The 21,572-nt window shown below is 52.0% G+C and carries 21 protein-coding genes, 1 tRNA gene and 1 riboswitch; of the genes, 6 read left to right on the top strand and 16 right to left on the bottom strand.

The features are described from left to right. Nucleotides 1–62: 62 nt before the first annotated feature. Nucleotides 63–506, bottom strand: a complete 444-nt coding sequence (locus tag IPM28_16605) for a BrxA/BrxB family bacilliredoxin (protein ID MBK9174604.1) — start codon at nt 504–506, stop codon at nt 63–65. Between the two features lie 174 nt (nt 507–680). Here IPM28_16605 and cyaB point away from each other — a divergent pair, with 174 nt between their 5' ends. Then, complete coding sequence (cyaB, locus tag IPM28_16600; GenBank protein MBK9174603.1) at nt 681–1,238, top strand: class IV adenylate cyclase; 558 nt, start codon at nt 681–683, stop codon at nt 1,236–1,238. Here the strand turns inward: cyaB and ppk1 are convergent. The 10 genes from ppk1 to IPM28_16550 form a co-directional block, all read right to left on the bottom strand. Continuing rightward, nucleotides 1,235–3,274: a polyphosphate kinase 1 gene (ppk1, locus tag IPM28_16595; GenBank protein ID MBK9174602.1), complete on the bottom strand. Its 2,040-nt coding sequence runs from the start codon at nt 3,272–3,274 to the stop codon at nt 1,235–1,237. The two genes, cyaB and ppk1, sit on opposite strands and share 4 nt — an antisense overlap. A gap of 190 nt (nt 3,275–3,464) precedes the next feature. Further along, nucleotides 3,465–3,956, bottom strand: a complete 492-nt coding sequence (locus tag IPM28_16590; GenBank protein MBK9174601.1) for a L,D-transpeptidase family protein — start codon at nt 3,954–3,956, stop codon at nt 3,465–3,467. 93 nt (nt 3,957–4,049) lie between these two features. Further along, nucleotides 4,050–4,979, bottom strand: a complete 930-nt coding sequence (locus IPM28_16585; GenBank protein MBK9174600.1) for a hypothetical protein — start codon at nt 4,977–4,979, stop codon at nt 4,050–4,052. 9 nt (nt 4,980–4,988) lie between these two features. Continuing rightward, complete coding sequence (tsaE, locus tag IPM28_16580; protein MBK9174599.1) at nt 4,989–5,447, bottom strand: tRNA (adenosine(37)-N6)-threonylcarbamoyltransferase complex ATPase subunit type 1 TsaE; 459 nt, start codon at nt 5,445–5,447, stop codon at nt 4,989–4,991. Further along, nucleotides 5,444–5,851, bottom strand: a complete 408-nt coding sequence (locus tag IPM28_16575) for an ester cyclase (GenBank protein ID MBK9174598.1) — start codon at nt 5,849–5,851, stop codon at nt 5,444–5,446. The genes tsaE and IPM28_16575 overlap by 4 nt, the downstream gene beginning before the upstream one ends. 91 nt (nt 5,852–5,942) lie before the next feature. Then, nucleotides 5,943–7,598: an NAD(P)H-hydrate dehydratase gene (locus IPM28_16570; GenBank protein MBK9174597.1), complete on the bottom strand. Its 1,656-nt coding sequence runs from the start codon at nt 7,596–7,598 to the stop codon at nt 5,943–5,945. Nucleotides 7,599–7,845: 247 nt separating this feature from the next. Beyond that, nucleotides 7,846–7,922 (bottom strand) — tRNA-Arg (locus IPM28_16565). A gap of 5 nt (nt 7,923–7,927) precedes the next feature. After that, nucleotides 7,928–8,449 (bottom strand): adenine phosphoribosyltransferase, encoded by a 522-nt coding sequence (locus IPM28_16560; protein ID MBK9174596.1) that lies wholly within the window; start codon nt 8,447–8,449, stop codon nt 7,928–7,930. 28 nt (nt 8,450–8,477) lie between these two features. Further along, nucleotides 8,478–8,753 carry an acylphosphatase gene (locus tag IPM28_16555; protein MBK9174595.1) on the bottom strand — a complete coding sequence of 92 codons (276 nt, stop codon included), beginning with the start codon at nt 8,751–8,753 and terminating at the stop codon, nt 8,478–8,480. A gap of 49 nt (nt 8,754–8,802) precedes the next feature. Further along, entirely contained in the window at nt 8,803–9,561 is a 759-nt protein-coding gene (locus tag IPM28_16550) for a chlorite dismutase family protein (GenBank protein ID MBK9174594.1), read from the bottom strand. A gap of 340 nt (nt 9,562–9,901) precedes the next feature. Between IPM28_16550 and IPM28_16545 the strand changes: the two genes are divergently transcribed. Together IPM28_16545 and IPM28_16540 are read left to right on the top strand one after the other, a co-directional pair. Beyond that, on the top strand, nt 9,902–11,269 hold the full coding sequence (locus IPM28_16545) for a CHRD domain-containing protein (protein MBK9174593.1): 1,368 nt from the start codon (nt 9,902–9,904) through the stop codon (nt 11,267–11,269). 108 nt (nt 11,270–11,377) lie between these two features. Further along, the gene (locus IPM28_16540; GenBank protein ID MBK9174592.1) at nt 11,378–12,253 is read left to right on the top strand and encodes a hypothetical protein; all 876 of its coding nucleotides are present in this window, start codon (nt 11,378–11,380) and stop codon (nt 12,251–12,253) included. Here IPM28_16540 and thiD read toward each other — a convergent pair. The 4 genes from thiD to IPM28_16520 are packed head-to-tail and all read right to left on the bottom strand — an operon-like array spanning nt 12,246 to nt 16,209. Further along, nucleotides 12,246–13,058 (bottom strand): bifunctional hydroxymethylpyrimidine kinase/phosphomethylpyrimidine kinase, encoded by an 813-nt coding sequence (thiD, locus tag IPM28_16535; GenBank protein ID MBK9174591.1) that lies wholly within the window; start codon nt 13,056–13,058, stop codon nt 12,246–12,248. The two genes, IPM28_16540 and thiD, sit on opposite strands and share 8 nt — an antisense overlap. A 5-nt stretch (nt 13,059–13,063) precedes the next feature. Next, nucleotides 13,064–13,714, bottom strand: coding sequence for a thiamine phosphate synthase (locus IPM28_16530; GenBank protein MBK9174590.1), 651 nt, complete (start codon nt 13,712–13,714; stop codon nt 13,064–13,066). Then, on the bottom strand, nt 13,711–14,007 hold the full coding sequence (locus IPM28_16525; GenBank protein ID MBK9174589.1) for a hypothetical protein: 297 nt from the start codon (nt 14,005–14,007) through the stop codon (nt 13,711–13,713). Before IPM28_16525 ends, IPM28_16530 begins: the two co-directional genes overlap by 4 nt. Before the next feature lie 57 nt (nt 14,008–14,064). After that, entirely contained in the window at nt 14,065–16,209 is a 2,145-nt protein-coding gene (locus IPM28_16520) for a tetratricopeptide repeat protein (GenBank protein MBK9174588.1), read from the bottom strand. A gap of 252 nt (nt 16,210–16,461) precedes the next feature. Between IPM28_16520 and IPM28_16515 the strand changes: the two genes are divergently transcribed. From IPM28_16515 to IPM28_16505, 3 genes are all read left to right on the top strand, one after another. After that, nucleotides 16,462–17,502, top strand: coding sequence for an NDP-sugar synthase (locus IPM28_16515; GenBank protein ID MBK9174587.1), 1,041 nt, complete (start codon nt 16,462–16,464; stop codon nt 17,500–17,502). 62 nt (nt 17,503–17,564) lie between these two features. Then, on the top strand, nt 17,565–18,395 hold the full coding sequence (gene mutM / locus IPM28_16510) for a bifunctional DNA-formamidopyrimidine glycosylase/DNA-(apurinic or apyrimidinic site) lyase (protein MBK9174586.1): 831 nt from the start codon (nt 17,565–17,567) through the stop codon (nt 18,393–18,395). A 60-nt stretch (nt 18,396–18,455) separates the two neighbouring features. After that, nucleotides 18,456–18,530, top strand: a riboswitch (SAM riboswitch). Nucleotides 18,531–18,565: 35 nt separating this feature from the next. Continuing rightward, the gene (locus IPM28_16505) at nt 18,566–20,452 is read left to right on the top strand and encodes a bifunctional homocysteine S-methyltransferase/methylenetetrahydrofolate reductase (GenBank protein MBK9174585.1); all 1,887 of its coding nucleotides are present in this window, start codon (nt 18,566–18,568) and stop codon (nt 20,450–20,452) included. 142 nt (nt 20,453–20,594) lie between these two features. Here the strand turns inward: IPM28_16505 and IPM28_16500 are convergent, their stop codons facing one another. Further along, nucleotides 20,595–21,551, bottom strand: a complete 957-nt coding sequence (locus IPM28_16500; protein ID MBK9174584.1) for an NADPH:quinone reductase — start codon at nt 21,549–21,551, stop codon at nt 20,595–20,597. Between the last annotated feature and the right edge of the window lie 21 nt (nt 21,552–21,572).

The raw sequence follows: 21,572 nt of genomic DNA, 5'->3' as shown, positions 1-21,572 counted from the left end.
CTCAAAACAACGAAAGAGGCGGCAATCTGCCGCCTCATTTCAATCTAAATGACTATATTTGTTCAGCTTACAGCTGCGTCCGATCTTCTGCAGTGCTTTTCAAAAGCCTCGGTAAGCGCGTCAGCGATCATCATCGGATGGCGGCCTTCGAGATCCTTTCGTTCGAACATTTGAACCAGTTCTCCGTTCTTGATCAATCCGATCGCCGGAGAAGAAGGCGGATAACCAGTAAAGAACTCGCGAGCGGTGTCAGTTGCGTCGATATCGGCACCGGCAAATACGGTGATCGCCCGATCGGGTTTCGATTCGGAATTTTGCAGCGCCATTGCTATCCCGGGCCTTACGCCTCCTGCAGCACAACCGCAAACTGAATTAACGACGACCATTAGTGTGCCGTCGGTGTTTTTCACCGCGTCTACCACCGCCTCGCTCGACTTCGTTTCTTCGATCCCGAGCCGCGCCAGTTCCGCCCGCATTCCGTGGATCATTATCTCTGGATATGGCATAAAATTACCTCATTTATCGTTTACACAAATCCGTCAGTGAATCCTGACCTTTTTTTCAAGTATTCATCACGGCGGAAGTTTCGTCAAGTCTGTATGTTGTTCGAGCGGCTGGTTTGCTACGTGTCGGCCAAACGCATAAACTCTCTCTGTTGCACTTCATATATAAGAAAATCAATGAACATCGAAACTGAGATCAAGTACCGGCTTAGCCCGAAACGACTCGACGAAATAACCAAGAAGATCGTCGATCTCGGCGCCGTATTTCACAAAGAAGTGTTCGAGGTCAACTATCAACATCGTGGCGGCGAAATGGATGAACGTGGAGCGACCCTCCGACTGCGAAAGATCGGTGACCACACCGTCCTTACTTACAAGGAGAAGATAAAGACCGATTCGGGTGCGAAAAGGAAGATCGAATACGAAACTTCGGTCGGCGATGTCGAATCGACGGAGAAGATCATCGAGCGCCTGGGTTATCGCCTTACGGCGGTCTACGAAAAGCGTCGTAAATACTGGCATCTGGATGATGTTGAGATCGTCCTGGATGAACTACCTTTCGGACTGTACATGGAGATCGAAGGAACGATCGATTCGATCGAAAAGGCTGAAAAGAAACTCGGTCTCGCAACGATCGAACGAGAGCCGAGAGGGTATCCGCGATTGACGATCAAATACGGGACATTGAACGGCACAGTTGCCGAAGCACGATTTGAACGAAAAGCTACAGCCTAACCGGGAAGGTCCTCTCCGACGAACGACATCTGGGCATCGAAGGGTTTTGTATTGCCTGCGGCGATCTTCCTATATGTTCCATCGGGCTTCAATGTCCGTGCATTGACGTTGTCCCTCAGGTAATTTTCGATCAGGGTCTCTTTTACGTATATTTTGATCTCGGGATCAAGTATTGGCACCACGACCTCTACGCGACGATCAAGATTTCGTTGCATTAAGTCGGCACTCCCAATATAAACCTCGTCGCTAGCCCCGCTTTCATTCGAAAAGTAAAATATCCGGCTGTGCTCTAAGAACCGCCCTACGATAGATCGAACACGGATGGTCTCGGAAAGGCCTTTCACGCCCGGTCTGAGAGAACAAATGCCGCGAACGATCAGATCGATATCGACGCCGGCCGACGATGCCTTGTACAGCTCCTCGATGACCTCGACATCGGTCAGACTATTGATCTTGATGATTATTCTCGCCGGTTTGCCGTTTGCTCTATTTGCGGCCTCACGCCGAATGAGTTCGATAAACCGTTCGCGAAGATTCAGAGGTGCGACCAACATCCGCATGTATTCATCCTGTTGCGAATAACCGGTCAGAAAATTGAAAAGATTGGTCGCATCAGCCCCGATCTCGTCGTCAGCTGTTAGCAGGCCTAGATCCGTGTAAAGTCGCGAAGTGGTCGGGTTGTAATTACCCGTTGCGACATGGACGTATCGGCAAAGTTTGTCTTTTTCGCGTCGAACCACTAGAAGCACTTTTGAATGCGTTTTGAGACTGTGAATTCCATATACGACATGAACGCCTTCATTCTCTAATCGGCGAGCCCATTCGATATTGTTCTCTTCGTCAAACCTGGCCTTGAGTTCGACGACCGCAGTCACCTGCTTGCCTAGGCGGCTAGCTCTGATCAGCGATCTGACAACCGGTGAATCTTTACCCGTCCGATAAAGACAGATCTTGATCGCCTGTACATCCGGGTCTTCAGCAGCCTCGGCGATAAAGTCCGTAACGACAGAAAACGAATGGAACGGATGATGAAGCAAAACGTCTCGCTTTTTTAAGACGTCAAAAATACTCTTCTTGTCGCGGATCGCTGCCGGATGGATCGGATGGATCGGCCGTTCCTTCAACGCCGTTTGCTCAAGCGAATAGAGCTGCATCAGATCGGGGATATCGACAAAGCCTTCGATCCGGTAAACGTCCTGTTCGGTAAGCCCAATGCCGTCGGTCAGCTGTTTCAGCATTTTTTCGGGCATGTTTGCCGAAACCTCGAGCCTGACAGGAAACCGGAACCGTCGACGCTGAAGCTCGCGTTCGAGAGTGCGCATAAGATCGCCGGCCTCGTCTTCGCGCAGTTCGATGTCGGCGTCTCGGGTAACACGAAAAAGAAATCCTTCGCCAGCCTTCATGTTCGGGAACAAGTCGGCGGCGTTTGCCGAGATCACTTCTTCGAGCAGTGCGAAACGGCCGCGCTTTTCGTTTATAGGTATCAAACGCGGTACGGTTGGCGGCAGCTTGATACGAGTAAAGCGCTTCTGCCTGAAAAGATGTTTAAGGCTCTTTTGAGTCAATTGCCGGTTGGGTTCAATAAAGAGTCCGAGATTGAGGCTAAGATTTGAAATGTACGGAAACGGATGGCTCGAATCGACCGATTGCGGTGTCAGAATCGGGAACAAATTGTCGCGAAAGTATTTATCGAGCTTCTTACGGTCTTTGATACCAAGTGACCGATATGGTTCGATCGTCAGGCCGGCGCGTTCTAGCTCCGGGAAAACATTGTCACGCAGGTAGGCGACCTGCTTCTTAAGCATCGGCCGCAATCGCTTTCCGATCTCGCGGAGCTGCTCGCCGGCCGTCAACCCATCTGGCGAAAGTTCGAGTACGCCCTCTTCGATCTGCTCCTTGAGGCCGGAAACACGGATCATGAAAAACTCATCGAGGTTGGTCGCAAAGATCGAAAGGAATTTCAGTCTTTCGAGCACCGGCTTGCTCTCGTCCATCGCCTCTTCGAGCACACGTCGGTCAAACTCGAGCCAACTCAACTCGCGATTAAATAAAGTCACGCCGTCAAATACGGGATCTGAACTGGTTTCGACTACCGATGGAGTGGATTTCTTCAATGTGGTGCTTTCGGCGTGAATCATAGGGGCTGAACAGAATTATAGTCCAGACCCATCGTGACCGATGTTAACTTAATGTTACGAAGTTGTTACGCAGCGAGCAAGATTAAAGTTACGGAAGGATAACGACCGGCGTTGAGACATCGACCGCATCGTACAATTCCCGCATATTGCCATCACTCATCGCAATGCAGCCCTGGGTCCAATCATCGTGACTGCCGCCGCCATGAATATAGATCTCGCCGCCAAGTCGGGTTTTTTGCGGCGGCATTGAAAAATTTTCAATTGCTGCCATGATGGCATCAAATTCGGTCTTTTCGATCAAAGACGTGCCGAGGCCGCGTCTCGCATCTTCGGTGTTCGGATAACTGATCCCGAGCCCGAGAGAGTACTTGCTCTTCGGGTTCTTTCCAAAAATGTAGAAATCGCCTTCGGGTGTCTTGCCGTCTCCCTCGATCTCTTTATCACCGATAGGCGATCGCCCAAGACCAACATCGTAAACGCGGACCATCGCGGTGCCGTCCAGAAGCTCGAGCTTTCTCAAGCTTTTCTTTACTACGATCTTCGGCTGAACCAAATTTGGCAGCTTAGAATGTTCAATCATTTCGGTAAAAGATGAGAATAGGATCCGAAGGTCGGAAAATCATAAGTTACAGCCACGGTCATCAAGAAATGCCCCTGACGAAGGGCGGAAGTTTCATTTGATTCCCCGTATAGCATTCGCCTTGTCGCGCATAAGCTTTTCCTCGTCCAACCAACCTTGTTTCTTACAAAATTCTGTAAGCCTTTCGTATCGCTTGAGCGGTTCGTAATTCATCGCCCACGATAGTTTCGCCGTGCATTCCGGACAATTGTCGATCGGTCGCCGATCGGTTTCCAGGACGTGATTTGTGCCCGCCATAAGGCATTCATATTTCGTGCAATGCTTCATCGAGAACATGTGGCCAACTTCGTGTGTCGCCACCTTGATCGTTCGCGTCAAAAGTAGTTTTGGATCGTATTTTCTCGTGATCGGGTCAGCGAGCCGGTACAGCGACCAAACGCCGACACGATCCTTGAAAGTTGCTTGGCCAAACACGAAGGCCCATGTGTCGCCCGGGTAAAGATCATAATTAGTAAGGGCGATCAGTGCCGCCGCGTCATCTTCAAGAAGTTTCGGCAGCACGTCCTCGAGAAAATAAGCGGTGCGGATCTGCAGGTTGTTTTTGTATTCGATCTTTCGCATTTTGTCTCGCGGCACACTTCCAAGCGGCCTGTCAGCATTAAGCTCAACCGGAAGATCATAAAACGCCTTCATGTATTCGGCCGCGAGCTTTATCGCATTTCTTTGCTCGTGCGAGAAAGTCCCTATCGGTTGTATGTAGATCTTGCGTCGCTTCGGGGTTGGCAATGTCGGGTTTGATCGGACGTACTCTTCGAAGGTCTCGCCAAATTCCTTTTGCGTATCGAGCCAGTCGCCGTCTCGTACCTCCATGGGTTCGAAGAAAGGCTTTAATGAATCGCGAACACGTTCCAGTTTCTCGACCCGGGCATCCTTTCCAGGAGCGGCCGAGTTAGATGCGATTTCGCTGTTAGATCCGCATCCCGCGGCAAACAACGCTATCGCCATTATATAGAGGAATCGCATCTTGCTGAATTAGATACTGGACTTCGAACTTTGTTCCGACGCGGCGATCATGATCGATCTCGGTTCGTAGCCGTCGCCTTCGATGTTGATATTAAAGACCCGCGACGGGAATCGGAATGGCCCGAGCTTCTCTGCCCATTCGATGATCACTATTGCGTTCGGATCTTCCACGATCTCGCCCAGGCCAACTCCGAAGGCCGCGTCACTACCTGTGTCGATCCTCCAAAGATCAATGTGGTAAACATGCAGATCGTTGGCTTTGTATAAATTCACAAGGGCAAAGCTCGGACTGGTCACCTCGTCGACGTCATAGCCGAGCGCGTCCATCATTCCCTTTGTTAGCAATGTCTTGCCGGCTCCAAGTCCGCCATGGAGCAGCACGGCGTCGCCGGCCCGCAATCGCTCGCCGATCGCCCGACCAAGCTCGAACGTCTCGAACGGAGTGTTGCATTTTCGAAGTTCTTTCATTCCGTCGGCAATCCGATCTGCGAGAACCATGATAGCTTGTCCCAGTAACCGTGCTGCTCAATTATCTTTCCGTCGCGAAAACGGAAGAATCCGCATCCGCGTATCTCGAAGGACTTCCCTGAAGGCGAATGGCCTGCAAATTCGCCCGTCCAGGTTCCGCCGCCTATCCATTCCCACGCCGCCCGATCGCCGTCGCCGATCAGGTTTTCAACCCGCGACCAGGCATCGGGGAACGCAGCGAAGAAGGCGTTATTGCCCGCTCGGATCGCTTCTTTACCGACGTCCGGCTCGCCGATCGCCACCTGAAGATTGACGGCATCGTCGGCATAGCATTCAGCCACCGCTTCCGGGTCGCACGCCTGAAATGCGTTGATCCAGTTTTGGAGAAGTTGTTTCGAATCCATATATTCTTTTTTTCTTTTTTCGTGAATTTCGTGGATTACCATTTCGGAGGTTGTGTCCGCGAATGAAAGGCAACGCACGGTATCGCAAAAATCACTCCACATCTTTTCCGATGGTCTCGAATGCCTCCGACAGGCATTCGCGGACGTCGGAGGCCGTCATCACGCGTTTGCCGTATTTATCTTCGGCGATGTCACCGGCGAGTCCGGCGATATAAACAGCAGCGACGACGGTCTCGAAGATGTCGATCTCCATCGCGGCGGCCTGGGCACAGAATCCAGCGAGGATCCCGGTGAGCGTGTCGCCATTGCCTGCTTTGCCGAGTCCCGAATTGCCCGTCGGGTTGACTACCACACGCCCGTCGGGATGGCCGATCAGGACCCGCTCGCCTTTGAGAACGAGGATGACGTTGTTGGTCTGCGAGAACTCGCGGACGGCGGCAACTCGGTCTTTGATCGCTTCCTTGTCGTCGGTACCGAGCAGACGCATGAACTCGCCCTCGTGCGGCGTGAGGATCAGTGGAGCCTTGGATGTAGAAGCCCGCACGTCAGTAAGGGCCTGACTCTCAACTTGGGAGTTAAGCCCTTGCTCACGCGCGGGCCTCCGCATTGGTGAGAAGAACCATAAGGCCCCTGCATCGACGATGACCGGCGTTGTGCGTTCTTCGACGATCTTCCGCACGAGCGATTCGATGTCGGGATCGGTCGCGGACAGGCCGGGGCCGACGGCGATCGCGTTGGCCTTCGGTGCAAGCTCGTCGAACTCTTTTGAGCCGAGTGTCGCGAGAATGACTTCGGGCAAAATGCGGCTTGCGATCTCAGTCTTTGCTTCGCCCGGGCACGCGAGCGTCACCAGCCCGACGCCAGAGCGGATCGCCGAGTTTCCCGCGAGCACGGCGGCACCTGAATAGTTTTCGGATCCGGCGATGACGAGGGCATGGCCGCGTTTGTTTTTGAAGGAGTCGTCGAAAAACCTCGTCCGCCTCAACCAATACTCGGCATCCCATGCCTCGGAAACGAACAACTTCGAGGGCTGCTCGTCAATCAGTTCCCGAGGGGAGCCTATATTCACGATCACAAGATGGCCGTTGGCTTCCGAGGTTGGAGGAATAACGTTGGCGACCTTCGGCGATGTAATTGATACGGTGCAGTCTGCGTCAATCCGCGGACCAATCGCATTCGATTGGTCCGCATCCAGCCCCGAAGGCAAGTCGACGGATACAACCGGAAGTTTCCTTGATTGCGTAATCCAATTATTTGCGCTGTTCACAATGCCGGGAAACGGCTCATCAACGGGTCGGGTTACGCCAGTTCCAAAAAGCGCATCAACGATCAAATCAAGCCTTTGCTGCGCGAGAAATCCCTCTTTAAGCGCATGGAATCCCGAAAAGTCGTCGATTTCCCAGAAGTCTATGAATTGTGCGGCGCGTTCGGACAGGTTTGCGATGAATTCAAAGTTGGTTCGCGCATCACCCTTCGTATCTGCAATCTTGCCAAATAAGATCAAATAGACATCCGCATCCTGCTGCCAAAGAATTCGCGCCAACGCGGCTCCGTCGCCACCGTTATTCCCCTTGCCGCACAGGATCAGGATCGACTTGCCTTTGACCGAGCCGCCGAGTTTTTCGGTGATGACGCGCGCGACGGCGTGGGCGGCGTTTTCCATGAGGATGATGGAAGGGATGCCGTAGCGCTCGGTGGTGAGGCGATCGACCTCGCGCATTTGGGCGGCTGTCAGGACCTTTTGCATACAGCTTTAAGTTGCCACATTTTTGTACTCAGACAAAGCTACTTTTGGTCTGAATTCATACGCGGACGATCGAAAATGCGAAAACCGCACCCAATTGAAGGTGCGGTTCCTGCAAAACATAGAGATTATGAATAGACCTCGACGGCAGTCAGGGCGGTATTATTGCTTGCCACTGTGCTTGATTGACCGTTTACTTCCGTTCAATTATTACAAAAGCCTATTACGCAATGGATTCCAAAATTAGATATGGTGTTCCCGGCTGGATTCGAACCAGCGGCCTTTCACTTAGGAGGCGAACGCTCTATCCTGCTGAGCTACGGGAACCCGATCTACGAATCGTATCTTACCAAAGACCTTACTTCGTAACCATCGAACTTGTCGCGACCATGAAGGAAATCGAGTTCCACTACGAAGTGCAGCCCGACGATCTTACCGTTCATTCCCTCGACCAGATCGACGACCGCCTTTGCCGTCCCGCCGGTTGCCAGAAGGTCGTCGACGATCAGCACTCTGTGCCCTTCGCCTATCGCATCGCGGTGGATCTCGAGCGTGTCCTGACCATATTCAAGCTCATAAGATACCGACACGGTATCTGACGGCAGCTTTTTTGGCTTCCTGACCGGAACGAATCCTGCACCAAGCTGGTATGCAAGCGGCGCCGCAAAAATGAACCCTCGAGACTCGACGCCGATCACTGTGTCGATGTCGAGGCCGCGGCATTGCTCGGTCAGCGCATCAATCGTCTGTTCGAGACCGGAGGGGTCCTTAAGAAGTGTGGTTATGTCGTAAAAATTGATGCCCGGTTTCGGGAAATCGGGCACTTCGCGAATCAGTTTTTTAAGTTCTTCCATTAAGTTGATTTTATGTGTTGCTTTGATCTCAACGCTCGATCCTGAAAGTTGAGTACATTCCATTCGGCTCGAGTACGATCTCTTCGATCACATCGACCCTTGAATAAGACGGTCCCGCTGTCAGGTCGTGTTTGAAAGCTTCGACGGTTTTCTCGTTTCCCTGCGCAAAGGCCTCGACCCTGCCGTCGGGCATATTTCTGACATAACCGGTTACCTGATGCTTTGCCGCCGCCCGTTGAGCAAAATAGCGAAATCCTACCCCTTGAACGAGTCCGCTAACAAAAAACTTTCGGGCGATCGTCATTTGTCTTTATATCGAAGTCGAAAACATGTTCGAAAGACCGGTAAAATTGTCAGCCCAGAGCATCCAAACATTCAAGCAGCGGCCGCTTTCGACAGGTATAGATCGGCATTCCGCGAAGAGTGAATTTGCTTGCCGGGGTTTGCCTAAGCTCTTCGGCCAATGCAAGAAAGTCCTTAGGCTCGTCGGTCTCGAACGAGATAATGTAATCTTGCTCACTAAAACCAAACGCATGTGTCAGATGGATCCTAATGTTCGGGAACTTCTTACCGACCATGAAATTCTCCTGGATCAACGCATCTCGCTCTTCGGCCGATTTTTCGTACCAGTCCTTATTCTTCGAACACGGATAAAGAAAATGGTAACCATGCAAGCCGGCCTTCACATGAGCTCGGTCTTCTATACCGTCCGATACGAACATCATCGACTTTGTCACCGCTAAATAATTGTCGGCAGTCTCGAGGAAGCTGCCCAGCTGAGTCCGATAAAGCCTCGCGGTCATCTCCTGGATCTTATCCATCGAAGATCCGATCCGCCATAACATTAGATCGGCTTTCGAATCGAAACCGACGAGAGAATAACTAAAGAGAAGGAAATGCTCATCGAACGAATCGTATGCCGAGCGAAACTCTTCTTTCAGGTCGCGTTTTGTCGCCGGATCGAGCTTTCGCCAATCAGGATTCACCCGAAAAAACATGAAATTGACGAACTGTCGCTCGGCGGCCGGAGCAACGCTCCATCGCTTGCTGTCTTCAACGAGTCGCAGGCCTCCAGCGTCGATCGGCTCCTTCGGTTGATTCACGATTTCCATCAAAATTCTCTTGGATAGGCAGAATTACAATGCACTTGCTTAAAAAGCTTATCGGATCCCGCCGCTTTATTGTTACAAGAATCAAATCGTATGTCCAAATCGAAGGTTAGTATCTGAGATGCGGAACGAAGAAATTGATTGACTTGGTTAGAGGACAAGCATAACATCATTGGGATCTCAAAAAGTTTTTTTGACGTTTCGACCTCAGTCATGCGGGCGAATCATGGAATATTGCATCGATACGGCTCGCAGAAGAAAAAACGCTCGGTTCCGGATAGTTAACGAGTGTCTGTCAGCCAGGACCGACAATCAAATCATCAATTGTGGCGGCAAATAGAATATGAATCCAAAATACACGATCAGAACCTCGATCGCTATCGCGTTGCTCGCGTTCGCCTTCCCCTTAGCGGCTGCAGCGGAAACGTTTACGGCGAACCTGACCTCGGCTCAAGAGGTCCCTGTCAATGCTTCGAATGCCCGTGGCTTCGCTCGCATCTTTCTAAATGAAAGCGCGGGTACGATAAGCTACACCATCACCTTCAGCGGCCTCGGAAGCAATCAGACAGCCTCACACATACACGGGCCGGCTGCCCGTGGCGTCAATGGACCTGTGATCATCGACACGGGAAACACCGGTTCAACTGGCGGGACACTAAGCGGCACTTCCCCGATCACTACGGCGCAGATCGCACTGATGCGCTCGCAGCAGACGTATCTGAACGTACATTCGACCGGGTTTCCCGGCGGCGAGATCCGAGGGCAGATCGCGGTTTTGCGACCGGTCGATAACGACGGAGACGGCCGTTCTGATTTTAGTATTTTGAGATTTCCGAATGTCGCACCGCCGGGAGTAGCTCAGATAACCTATTGGAACCTCAACAGTACTGAAGGGGTTTCGACATTTCAATTCGGCGATGCCAACGCCGACTTTCCGGCGCCCGGAGACTTTGACGGTGACGGAAAAGGCGACTACACACTTTTCCGCCGCGGAGCGACCGTCTCGGATCCAAGTAGGTTTTTTATCCTCAGAAGCTCGGACAACACCGCTCAGGTGATCGGTTATGGTATCAACACCGACACCAATGTATGCCGCGATTTTGATGGCGACGGTAAAACCGATCTGGCTGTTTACAGACGCGGAGCAACCGCGACGGATCAGGCTACTTGGTGGATCAAACCGAGCGCTGGCACCGGCGACATCGTTGTTCCATTCGGTACGACGGGTAACGGAACCACGAGCTATGACGTTCCGGTTCCCGGCGATTATGATGGCGACGGCAAATTTGACATTGCGGTTTATCGCTTTGGGCTTACGCCTGCAAACACCTTCATCATCCTCAATAGCTCGAACGGATCAGTGACTTTTCAGCAATGGGGTAATTTCAATACCGATTACGTTGCACCAGGTGATTATGACGGTGACGGCAGATATGATCTGGCCGTCGCCCGAACCGGAGCTACGGGCAACACACAAATGGTCTGGTGGATACGGCAAAGTTCGAACGGACAAACCCGCGTTCAACCATTCGGCATTTCCTCCGATGTCCCTACACAGGGTGATTATGACGGTGACGGCCGGACTGATATCGCAGTCCGTAGGTCTTCATCGAGCACATTTTGGGTCTTCAACAGTCTTAGCAATTCGATCTCGCCAATTCCTTGGGGGATAACCGGAGATTTCGCGGTAAATCAGTTCGACGCCCGTTAGTTTTGGGGATAATTGACCACGGGTTTGGTTAGCAGCGGCGAGTGATTAGGCAATAATGCCTGGGAACCGCCGCTGTTTTTCTGGATAATCTTTGGATGATGTGTAAGAATGTTCGCGATGAAGACATCGGCGGTTTTGATATTGATCCTGCTCGTTCTTGGCATTAGCACTAATGCCCAGCAACGGCCTTTGCTCACAGACGATATCGACATCGTTCCTCAAGGTGCGATCGAGATCGGCGTCGGTGTCGATTTTCTGCAGAACATGAAGTTTCCTCTTTCGGGCTTGAAGGGCGACCTTACACGCGTTGGTGATATACGGATCCGTCAGGGATTTGCATCCAACGTTGAACTCCAGATCGAGGGAACGGTCCAAAATTTTCTAGCGATAAACTCGCAAACGACCCCTCCGCCGATCCCTTTGAACATTTCAGGAAATTCGACCAACGATTTTGATGACTTCACGATATCAGCGAAAGTAAAACTGTTCAGCGAAACTAAGAATCTGCCGGCGATCGGTATGAAATTTGGCTACCAGATGCCGAATACCGACCAGGCAAGAGGTATCGGCACCAATCAGATCAACATCTTCAGCAAGATTATCGTTCAGAAGAAATTTGGTAAACGTGCTGGACGAGCCGCAAATGCGAACATATACGGAAACATCGGTCTAGGAATAATGAACGCTCCGCTGAACACGTTCACCCAAAACGATGTGCTTCTTTATGGGCTGGCGGGCATTTTCCGCCTCACGGATCATGTAAACCTGGTAAGTGAAGTGAACGGCCGGGTGAATACTCGAAACGCGGCGGCCCCATTGGGCACCGAAAGCATTGGGCAATTTCGCGTGGGAGCCCAGATACGCGCTTCGGGTTTGCGATTTGATACCGCTGCCGTATTCGGATTGACCCGTTTCAGCCCTCGAAGTGGGGTTACGTTCGGCGTCACATACGAAACGCCCGCATTTCTTCCGATCGCTAAATAGGTGAGATGTTGATGGGCGAATGCCCGTGACCGAGGTTCGGAGCGGTGCGGATCGCTTTATTAACGAAGGCTTTTGCTGTCCTGACCGAATCTTCCAAACCATAGCCCAATGCAAGTCCAGCTGTGATCGCAGCTGCAAGTGCGCAGCCCGTTCCATGGGTCGCGGTAGTTTCGTAATACTCACCGGCAAGCACGATCAACTCACCATCAAGAAAGAGAAAATCCCTTGCCCCGGCCATCTCCGGATCTTCGGCTAGAAAATGCCCGCCCTTGATCAGAACGTTTCTAGCACCCATCTCGCCGATCAACCTGGCCGCGGCGATAATGTCATCGATTTCTTCGATCGAGATACCGGTGATCCGTTCGGCTTCGGGAAGATTCGGCGTTACAAGAGCGGAGATCGGGAACAGCCGCTTGACCAATGATCTCAGAGCGGCGTTGTCGATCAAATCAAAACCAGACGTTGAACGCACTACGGGATCGACAATGATGCGTTCGATTCCGTACTCCGTTAGTATATCGGCAGCTGCCTCGATCAGTTCGAGCGTCGGCAACATGCCTGTCTTTGCAGCGTCGATCGGGAAATCCTCCAAGACCGGGCGTAATTGCCCAACAAGCGTTTCTTTATCGACATTGTCTGCTCCAAAGACACCGGTGGTATTTTGAAAGGTCAATGATGTGACAACTGCCGCTGGATAACAGCCGAATGCTGCGAAAGTCCGTACGTCAGCTAAAATGCCGGCTCCGCCTGAAGGATCGAGCCCGGCGATCGTGAGGCATATTTTCTGTTTACGAGAGTTTTCCAATGTCGCTATTGTCCTTTTTTCTTCTCTTCCTCGAAGGCCGCGGCAAACGATCGAATACTTGCCGGATCGCTTAATGCTCCTATCGCGGCTACTCCCGCCGCGCCGGCTCCCATAACCTGTTGAAAATTCATTCTGTCAATGCCGCCTACTGCGATCACTGGGTGATCACCGACGCTTCTGCACACACGTTCAAGCTCCGCGATCCCTCTTGGCTCGGATTTGCCGGGACTGGCAAATACATTGCCGTAAATCACGTAGTCTGCGCCATCCCGAAATGCTCTAGCGGCCTCGTCTGCGGAATGCACCGAACGTCCGATCATCAGTGATTCTGAAAATGTACGGCGAACAACTTCGACCGGCAAACCGCTATCGGGCAAATGCACCCCGTCCGCCTGAGCTGCGATCGCGATATCCGGGCGCCCGTTAACCAAGAGCATGGTGGACGTCGTTTGCGTGATCTCAGCCGAACTTTTCACCAGTTCAAACAGGAGTGTTGCAGGAAGCTGCTTTTCCCTTATCTGAACAAAATCGACACCTGCTTCGACCGCGGTCGCAATGATCCTCAGTGTGTCCCTTTTCGTTTTGTCGAAATTCTCTTTTGCTGACCGGCCACCGGTGATCAGATATAGCCAGGGACTTGGAGAAAAGTGGATCACTTTTGGCTCTCTGACTGTTTACCCTGCAGCATCGCGACACTCTGTTTGAAATGAGCGGCCTCCCAGAACGCGATGACGAGATTCAAAACGCCAAGTCCCGTCACCGCCCCGCGGAACCAATTTGATGCGACCGTCCGCTGCACACCCGGAATGCCGGATTTATCGGCGGCAAATACCAAAAGGTAGTTTTCGCTCCAATTGCCGAAGATCGTATCCCACGGCGAAAGGATAAGATAGAAACCAAGCAGCAGGCACAATATAATAAAGAAAATGACGGTCAGTTTTTCAACCATACCGTCAAAGTATAACCTTACATTTAGCGAGCTAACAACCGTTTTCGTCGTCAGCTGTCAGGCCGCAATGGTCATTCGCTTCAGGCGTTCTCCAACGTCGCGGAAATTGATATTTTCCGCGAAGACCATCTCAAAATATTTCGCCGCATTTTCTTGGTCGCCGTCAGCCTCGAACGCGTTGGCAAGTTCGTACCAAAGTCCCTGTTTTTCTTCGTCGCTGAGTCCATTTGTGTCGAGCGTCCTTTGATACCACGTCAATGCCAAATGCGGTTTCCCGATCGACATAAAGCAATGTCCAAGAAGATTCGCGCATTGGAAAAATCGCCGGGTTCCATCGTTGTTCGAAACGGTGGAGACCGCATTTTGATATTCCTGAATGGCCTCTTGCAGCAATCCCATCTCTTGATATGCGATGCCCGTATGGTAGTGAGTATCGTAATCTGAGCCGGAATCCTGATTTGCATCCTCAAGTCCCAGTTCGCTGCGAAGGTCGTTAATGTCGAAGATCTCGGGACGCTGAGTTTGTGATACGGAACTGCCATTTCCGTTTCCGTTCTTATGTTCTCCGTTAGCAGAGATCGTCTTTGAGGAATCTCGCCGACTTGCATCTAAAAACGCCCTCAATTCCTGAACATCCGGCCGCAGCCCGAAGTCACCGACCAACTCGGCGATAGCTTTTTCGGCAAGGTCGATGTATCCGCTCTCAACATAGAACTTGATACTATCGATCTCTTTCTTCATCCGATCTTCGTCGTCCTCAGGTTCGACCGTAAAATGGTCGTCCAGCACTCTTGCCGATTCCACCTCGAAACCACTAAGTGTCGAGACTTCGAAGTTGGCTTCTGAGGTCTGCGGAATTCCTTTGACGCCATTGATCGGGGGACCGTTAAGTACCGAACGGATCTCGAACGCCTCGGCGATCGGTTCGGCTACGAGCGGGGCTCCAACAACGCTCGGGACCGAATTACCGAAAAGTTTCTTGGCGAGCCCGCTGTTTGCCGGTGAAACAGACGATTCTTCATCGTCGAATCCGTGCTCCGCATTTATCGCGCTGAGTCGTTCCGTATACTCGGTTTCGTGAGGAAGGATCATTCGCAATTGGATCAAAGCGAACCGCTCATCCTGAACCGCATTTGCATTTCGAGCGCTCGTGGAAAGCCGCTTTAGTGAGTCGAGCAAGGCGGTTTCGTCCCGTTGCCAGACACAGTAGTCGCAAAGAAGCCGAAGTCCTTCAATATTATCCGGATCTTTCTCGAGCAAAACAGTCACCGATCGCTGAAGCTCTTCGGATTGGCCGCCGGCAAGAAGATGCTCGGAAGACATCGAAAGTACTCGAGCGGCTGCAACCGTATCATTTTTTTCTAACTGAAGCTGAGCCAACCTCGTGAACATCAGATAGTTTGATGGCTCGTATTCAACAAGCTTTATGATCGCCTTTTCGGCCTCTTCCGTGTTTCCGCACCTTAGATAGCATTCGATCGCCAGTCGGGAAAGGTCGCGATCCTGCGGTTCAGACGTTCGGAGTTCTTCGATCCTGGCTGCGGCCTCGGCGGCGCGGTCAGCGGCAAACATACTTTCAAGGTATCCGTTCAGAGCTCTTTCGGACCTTCCCTCGATGGCCAGCGCTTTTTCGTAAGCAACGATGGCCTCATCGTTGCGGCCTAGTTTGACCAACCGTTCACCTAACAAAGAAAATGATTCGACCGCGTCTTCGTTCTGGCCTTCAGCGAGGAACGATTCGCCAAGTGTCTGGTAGATCTCGGTATTGTTGGCGTCAAGATGGGCTATCTGCTTCCAAATGGCAAGAGCCTCGATCTTGCGGCCTTTTGCCTCATAGCTTTTGGCGAGAGCGATATAATGTGACCGGGCGTCCTTTACAGAGCCTTTTTGCACATATAGTTCGGCGAGTTTTTTTGAGATCTCTGGTGAATCAGGGATGATCTTCGCGATCTTGTTATAGATCGCTATCGCTTTTGCAGCAAAGCCTTGGTTGCTGTAGTGTTCAGCCACGGCGGTATAGCAGGCGATTGCTTCCTTCGTCTCCATACTCTTGGCATAGAGATCGCCTAACATGTTCGTGGTCCCGAAATCCGTCGGATCATGCTTGACCACTTGTTTGTACTCGCCGATCGCCAATCGTATCTTGCCCTGTGACAGATATCTCTCGGCATTGCGCATTGCAATTGTTTTATCAAAGGCCATTGTTAATCAGCAGATCACGAAGAAGTTAAGGAGCGGGCAAACCTCAATACAAGCGGTAAATTTTACCTAAACCCGACGGCGAGGGCAGGCGAATGAATACAATACCTGCAACCGCTAAACTAACACAGCGTGCAAAAAAGTGTCAAACATTTTTTGACAATTTTTGTAATTGTTGGCGTTTTTCGGACTCTTTGATTTTGGCGACCTGATTGCGTACTATCTTTTTTCACAGAACGAGGAACGCTTTATTTTATGCAGGCACTGATCTTGGCTGGCGGCAAAGGAACGAGACTGCGGCCTCTTACTGTATACACTCCAAAACCCGTCGTACCTGTGATGAACAGGCCGTTTCTTCTTTATCAGCTGGACCTCCTGGCACGGGCCGGGATAACAAATATCACACTCTCATTAAGCTATCAGCCCGGAAAGATCGAAGATGTCCTCGGCGACGGCTCGGAATACGGGGTAAATCTGCGGTTCATCACCGAACCCAATCCGATGGGGACTGGCGGCGCCTATAAGTACGCGGCCGACCGTGAAGGCGGAGCTACCATCGTGTTCAACGGCGACATTTTGACCGACGTCGATCTTGGTCGTCTCGTCGCTCGCCATCAGGAACGCAAGGCAGATGCGACGATCGTTTTGACCCGCGTTGACGATCCGTCGCGTTTCGGTCTTGTCGAATCCGACGACGACGGGCGGGTTTTGAGATTTCTTGAGAAGCCATCACCGGAACAGATCGCCGAATCAGGTATCGATACCATCAACGCGGGAATCTATATACTTGAACCATCTGTCCTTGATCTTATTCCGCGTAATGAGAATCGATCGTTCGAATACGATGTATTTCCGAAGATCCTCGAATCGAATATGCATTTTGATTCGTACGTTCTCGATGGCAATTATTGGCGTGATATAGGCAACCCTGCGAGTTACCTTCAGGCCCATCGCGATTTTCTTAGCGGCATGATCAAGGGTTTCGAACTCCCTGGTAAAACTGGAGCCGACATCGCTACGGCAGCTATCGTCGACGAAGTTTCGATGATCGGAGAAGGCTCTGTTATAAAGCCGAATTGTCAGATCAAGAATTCGGTCATTGGCCCTGGCGTGCACGTGGAGGAAAAGGTGCTGATCGAAGATTCGGTGATCTGGGCTTACACACGCATTTCGACACTGGCTGAAATACGAGGTGCAATAATCGGTAAAAGCTGTCATATCGGACGCAACGTCAGCATTGGCGAAGAGACGGTATTGGGCGATAAGACCTCGTTGCCCGACTATTCCCGGGTTTGATCGTCCGGGTCAAAACTCAGGCGGTTTGACCGTAAGGTCATTCTCGACCCAGAAACTTCTCTATGCCCGAACTCCCTGAAGTCGAAGTCGTCGCTAATCATCTCGATATCCTCGTTCGCGGCAGGCGAATCGAACGGGCTGATCTTTTGCGAGAAAAGCTCGCGCCCGATATTTCACGCGAGGTCTTTGCTGACGAGCTTCGCGGTCGAATCATAAACCGGATCAGTCGTCGCGGAAAACACATTCTTTTCGAACTTGAGGGCGGAAAGACGCTCATCACGCACTTGCGGATGAGCGGTCGCTTTTCGCTGTTTCCGACCGAACTTGACGACCCAAAGTTCACCCATGCCCGCTTCCACCTTGACGGCGAATCCAAACTTGTATTTCAGGATCAGCGACACTTCGGGTTAATGAAGGTAGTCGATACCGATAAGCTCACGAATACACGCGAGATAGCCAAACTTGCACCGGAACCATTTTCTGACGCTTTCTCGATAGACTACTTAACAACCAGGCTGAGATCCTCTAACGTTGCGATAAAACTTTTTCTTCTCGACCAAACAAAGGTGTGCGGACTCGGGAACATCTATTCTGCCGAGGCCCTGTTCCTTGCCGGCATCAGCCCGCTCAAGGCAGGCGCCAGACTGGGTCCAAAGCGAATTGGGCGCCTTCATCGGTCTATACGCGATGTACTTTCTGAATCGCTGGCGATCGGCGGAACCGTCGTTGTCGACCCGACGAACATCGGCGGCAATTTTTATGGAACCGATACGGATGCCGAATGGCTCGTTTATGATCGTGAGGGTCTCCCTTGCCCACGATGCAGCTGTGCGATCGTCCGGATCAGGCAAAACGGCCGATCGACGTATTATTGCCGTAAGTGCCAACGCTAGAGAGCGTAGGACAGAGGGGGCTTCTGCTTGACAGCAATTCAATAAAGTCGCATCATTCGTCTAAATGTTCGTGGTGAGTTATTGCGACTTGCGACCACGTTAAATAAACTGCTAAACAGCCGATCAAATGAATCCCCATTAACGGTCTCGCTGTTTGGCGAGGCTTTTTTATGAAGAATTTCCGCGAATTGTTGGCTTCCGATCAGGTGATCGTATTTGACGGCGCTATGGGTACCCGACTTTATGACAAGGGTATTTACATCAACCGAAGTTATGACGAACTTAACCTGACCAATCCTGAACTTGTAAGGGACGTCCACGAGGAGTACATCAAGGCCGGCGCTGATGTGATCGAGACCAATTCGTTCGGCGCTACACGAAACAAACTGCAGCCATACGGACTCGAGGGCAAACTCTCCGAGATCAATACCGCGGCTGCCAGGATCGCACGCGAAGCCGCTGGCGACAGGGTTTTCGTTGCCGGCGCGATCGGGCCGCTGGGGATAAGGATCGAACCCTTCGGGCCGACATCCTTTGACGAAGCGAGAGACCTGTTCAAAGAGCAAGCCAAAGGACTGCTCGAAGGCGGCGTAGATCTTTTCATCCTCGAGACCTTCTCGGAACTGCCGGTGATCGAACAGGCGATCCGCGCCATAAAGGAGATCTGCGATCTGCCGATCATCGCTCAAATGACGATCCAGGCGGACTTGAATACGACCTTCGGCACGACGCCTGAGACGTTCACACAACGACTGGATGAACTCGGTGTGGATGTCATCGGTCTGAACTGCGGAATGGGCCCAACACATCTGCTGTCTGCGCTCGAAAGGATGCGGTCGGTCACCGACAAACCGTTGTCTGCACAGCCGAACGCGGGCTTGCCGAGAGACGTTCAGGGCCGTCAATTCTACATGGGCTCGCCGGAATACATGGCGACATTTGCAAAGAGATTTGTTCAGGCGGGAGCCCGTTTCGTTGGCGGCTGCTGCGGGACGACGCCAACACATGTCAAATTGATCGCAGATTCGATCCGCTCGATCAGTCCGCGGCAGACGAACGCATCTACAGGGGCACGCCCTGCTCCGGTCATCGAGCTAAAGCCGGACGACGTGCTGGTTGTCGATCCCGAAGATCGCTCTCGATGGTCACGGAAGATCGCAAGAGGCGAATTCGTCACATCGGTCGAAGTGCTTCCTCCGAAGGGTTGCGATGCCGAAGCCACGATGAATTCGATCCGCCTGCTGGAGAGTGCCGGTGTTGACGCTGTCAATATCCCCGACGGGCCGAGGGCCCAGACAAGAATGTCGGCGCAGGCAACCGCGGTCCTAGTCGAACGCGACATAGGAATTGAATCTGTATTACATTATTGCTGCCGCGACCGAAATCTTTTGGGGATGATGTCCGACCTGCTCGGAGCCGCGGCGTTGGGCCTGCACAATCTGCTTATCATTACCGGTGATCCGCCAAAGATGGGACCGTATCCGGACGCAACTGCTGTTTTTGATATTGATTCGATCGGCCTCACCAATATGGCGAACAAGCTCAACCACGGGCTCGATATCGGAAATAACCCGATCGGAAAACCGACTGCGTTCTCGATCGGCGTCGGCGTCAATCCTGGGGCGGTCAATTTAGATGAGGAGATCAAGCGATTTGAATGGAAGGTCGAAGCAGGGGCCGAGTATGCGATCACTCAACCGGTTTTCGATACCGCCCAGCTTCGTTCTTTCATCGAAAAGATCAACCATCTTAGGGTACCGATAATTGCCGGGATATGGCCATTGGTCAGCTACAGAAATGCCGAGTTCCTTCATAATGAGGTCCCCGGCGTAAATGTCACGCCCGAGATCCTGGAACGTATGCGGGCGGCATCCGAGAAAGGCAAGGAAGATGCGCGCGAAGAAGGCATTGCTATTGCCCGCGAATCGCTTCTTGAAGTGCGGGACATAATTGCAGGTGTGCAGGTGTCGGCGCCATTCGGCAACGTTAAATATGCTTTGCAGGTTTTCGATGTGCTCGAAGAGTTCCGCTCCTCAGGAAAAGACTCTAAGCTGTAAGTTTGATCAAAAGACCATTGGACCGTTTTCTTTCGTTTCACCATTTGGAAATCACACGTTTCCGTTGGCGGTCCCAAAACCGACAGGAAAGGCTTCGTGGGCAGAGTTTAGAAGAAACCGTCCAGATCCGGACGGGACCCTTTTAAAGTGACAAGATTATCTTGCCGGCGGCCTTTTGTTCGATGACCGCGTGGTGGGCAAGAGGAGCCTCAGATAGTGAGAATGACTTTGAAACAGGCGGACGAAGGGTTCCCTTTTTCAAACCGTCAAAGATCGCGGTACGTGCCTGCTCCAAGTCACCGCGTTTGGCATTGAAAAGCGACATCCCGAAAATTGTGGCGTCCTTCGTCATCGCAAGGCGTGGCGTAAACTGGATACTTCCGCGGTTGCCGACCACGACGATCCGTCCAAACATAGCAAGAGCTTCAAAATCACGTTCAAGATTCTCGTTTGCGAGCATTTCAATGATGATATCGACGCCGTTCGCCGCTTCACGGATCTCAGACAAATGGTCTTCGTCCGTGTGGTCAAAGACCATTTCGGCGCCGTTTTCCAGCGCAAGTGCTTTGCCCTCCTCAGAGCTTGCCGTCCCTATTACTCGTAGTCCCGCACCTTTTGCCCACTGAACGGCCGCGATACCGACGCCGCCCGATGCCCCGTGAACAAGTACCGTTTCTCCGGGTTTGGCCGCAGCTTTCTGGAACAACGCTCGAAACGATGTCGCATAGGGTGTCCAGACGCCCGCTCCGGCTTCAAAGCTGGTGTTTTCGGGCAGCTCGCCGAGATGCGACTCGTCGCATAGCGAGTATTCGGCATAGGTGCCAGAGATCGAACCCGCGGTATATACGCGGTCGCCCGGCTTGAATTTCTTAACGGCCCCGCCGACCCGTTCGACCGTTCCGGCACCGTCTTTGCCTGGTGTATACGGCAACTTCGGCGCATGTGCATGAATGCCGGTACGAAGATATGTATCAACAGGGTTGACCCCTGCCGCCGCGATCTTGACAGACACCTGAGTACCAGTCGGGTCAGGCAAGTCGACATCCTCGATCTGCATCACTTCGGGCGGCCCGAATTCTCTTACAACGATCGCCTTCATTTCTTTGGGATCCTTCTCAAA

This window comes from Chloracidobacterium sp. (assembly GCA_016716305.1).
GTDB lineage: Bacteria > Acidobacteriota > Blastocatellia > Pyrinomonadales > Pyrinomonadaceae > OLB17.
This window is presented reverse-complemented; position numbering and strand designations above follow the sequence as displayed.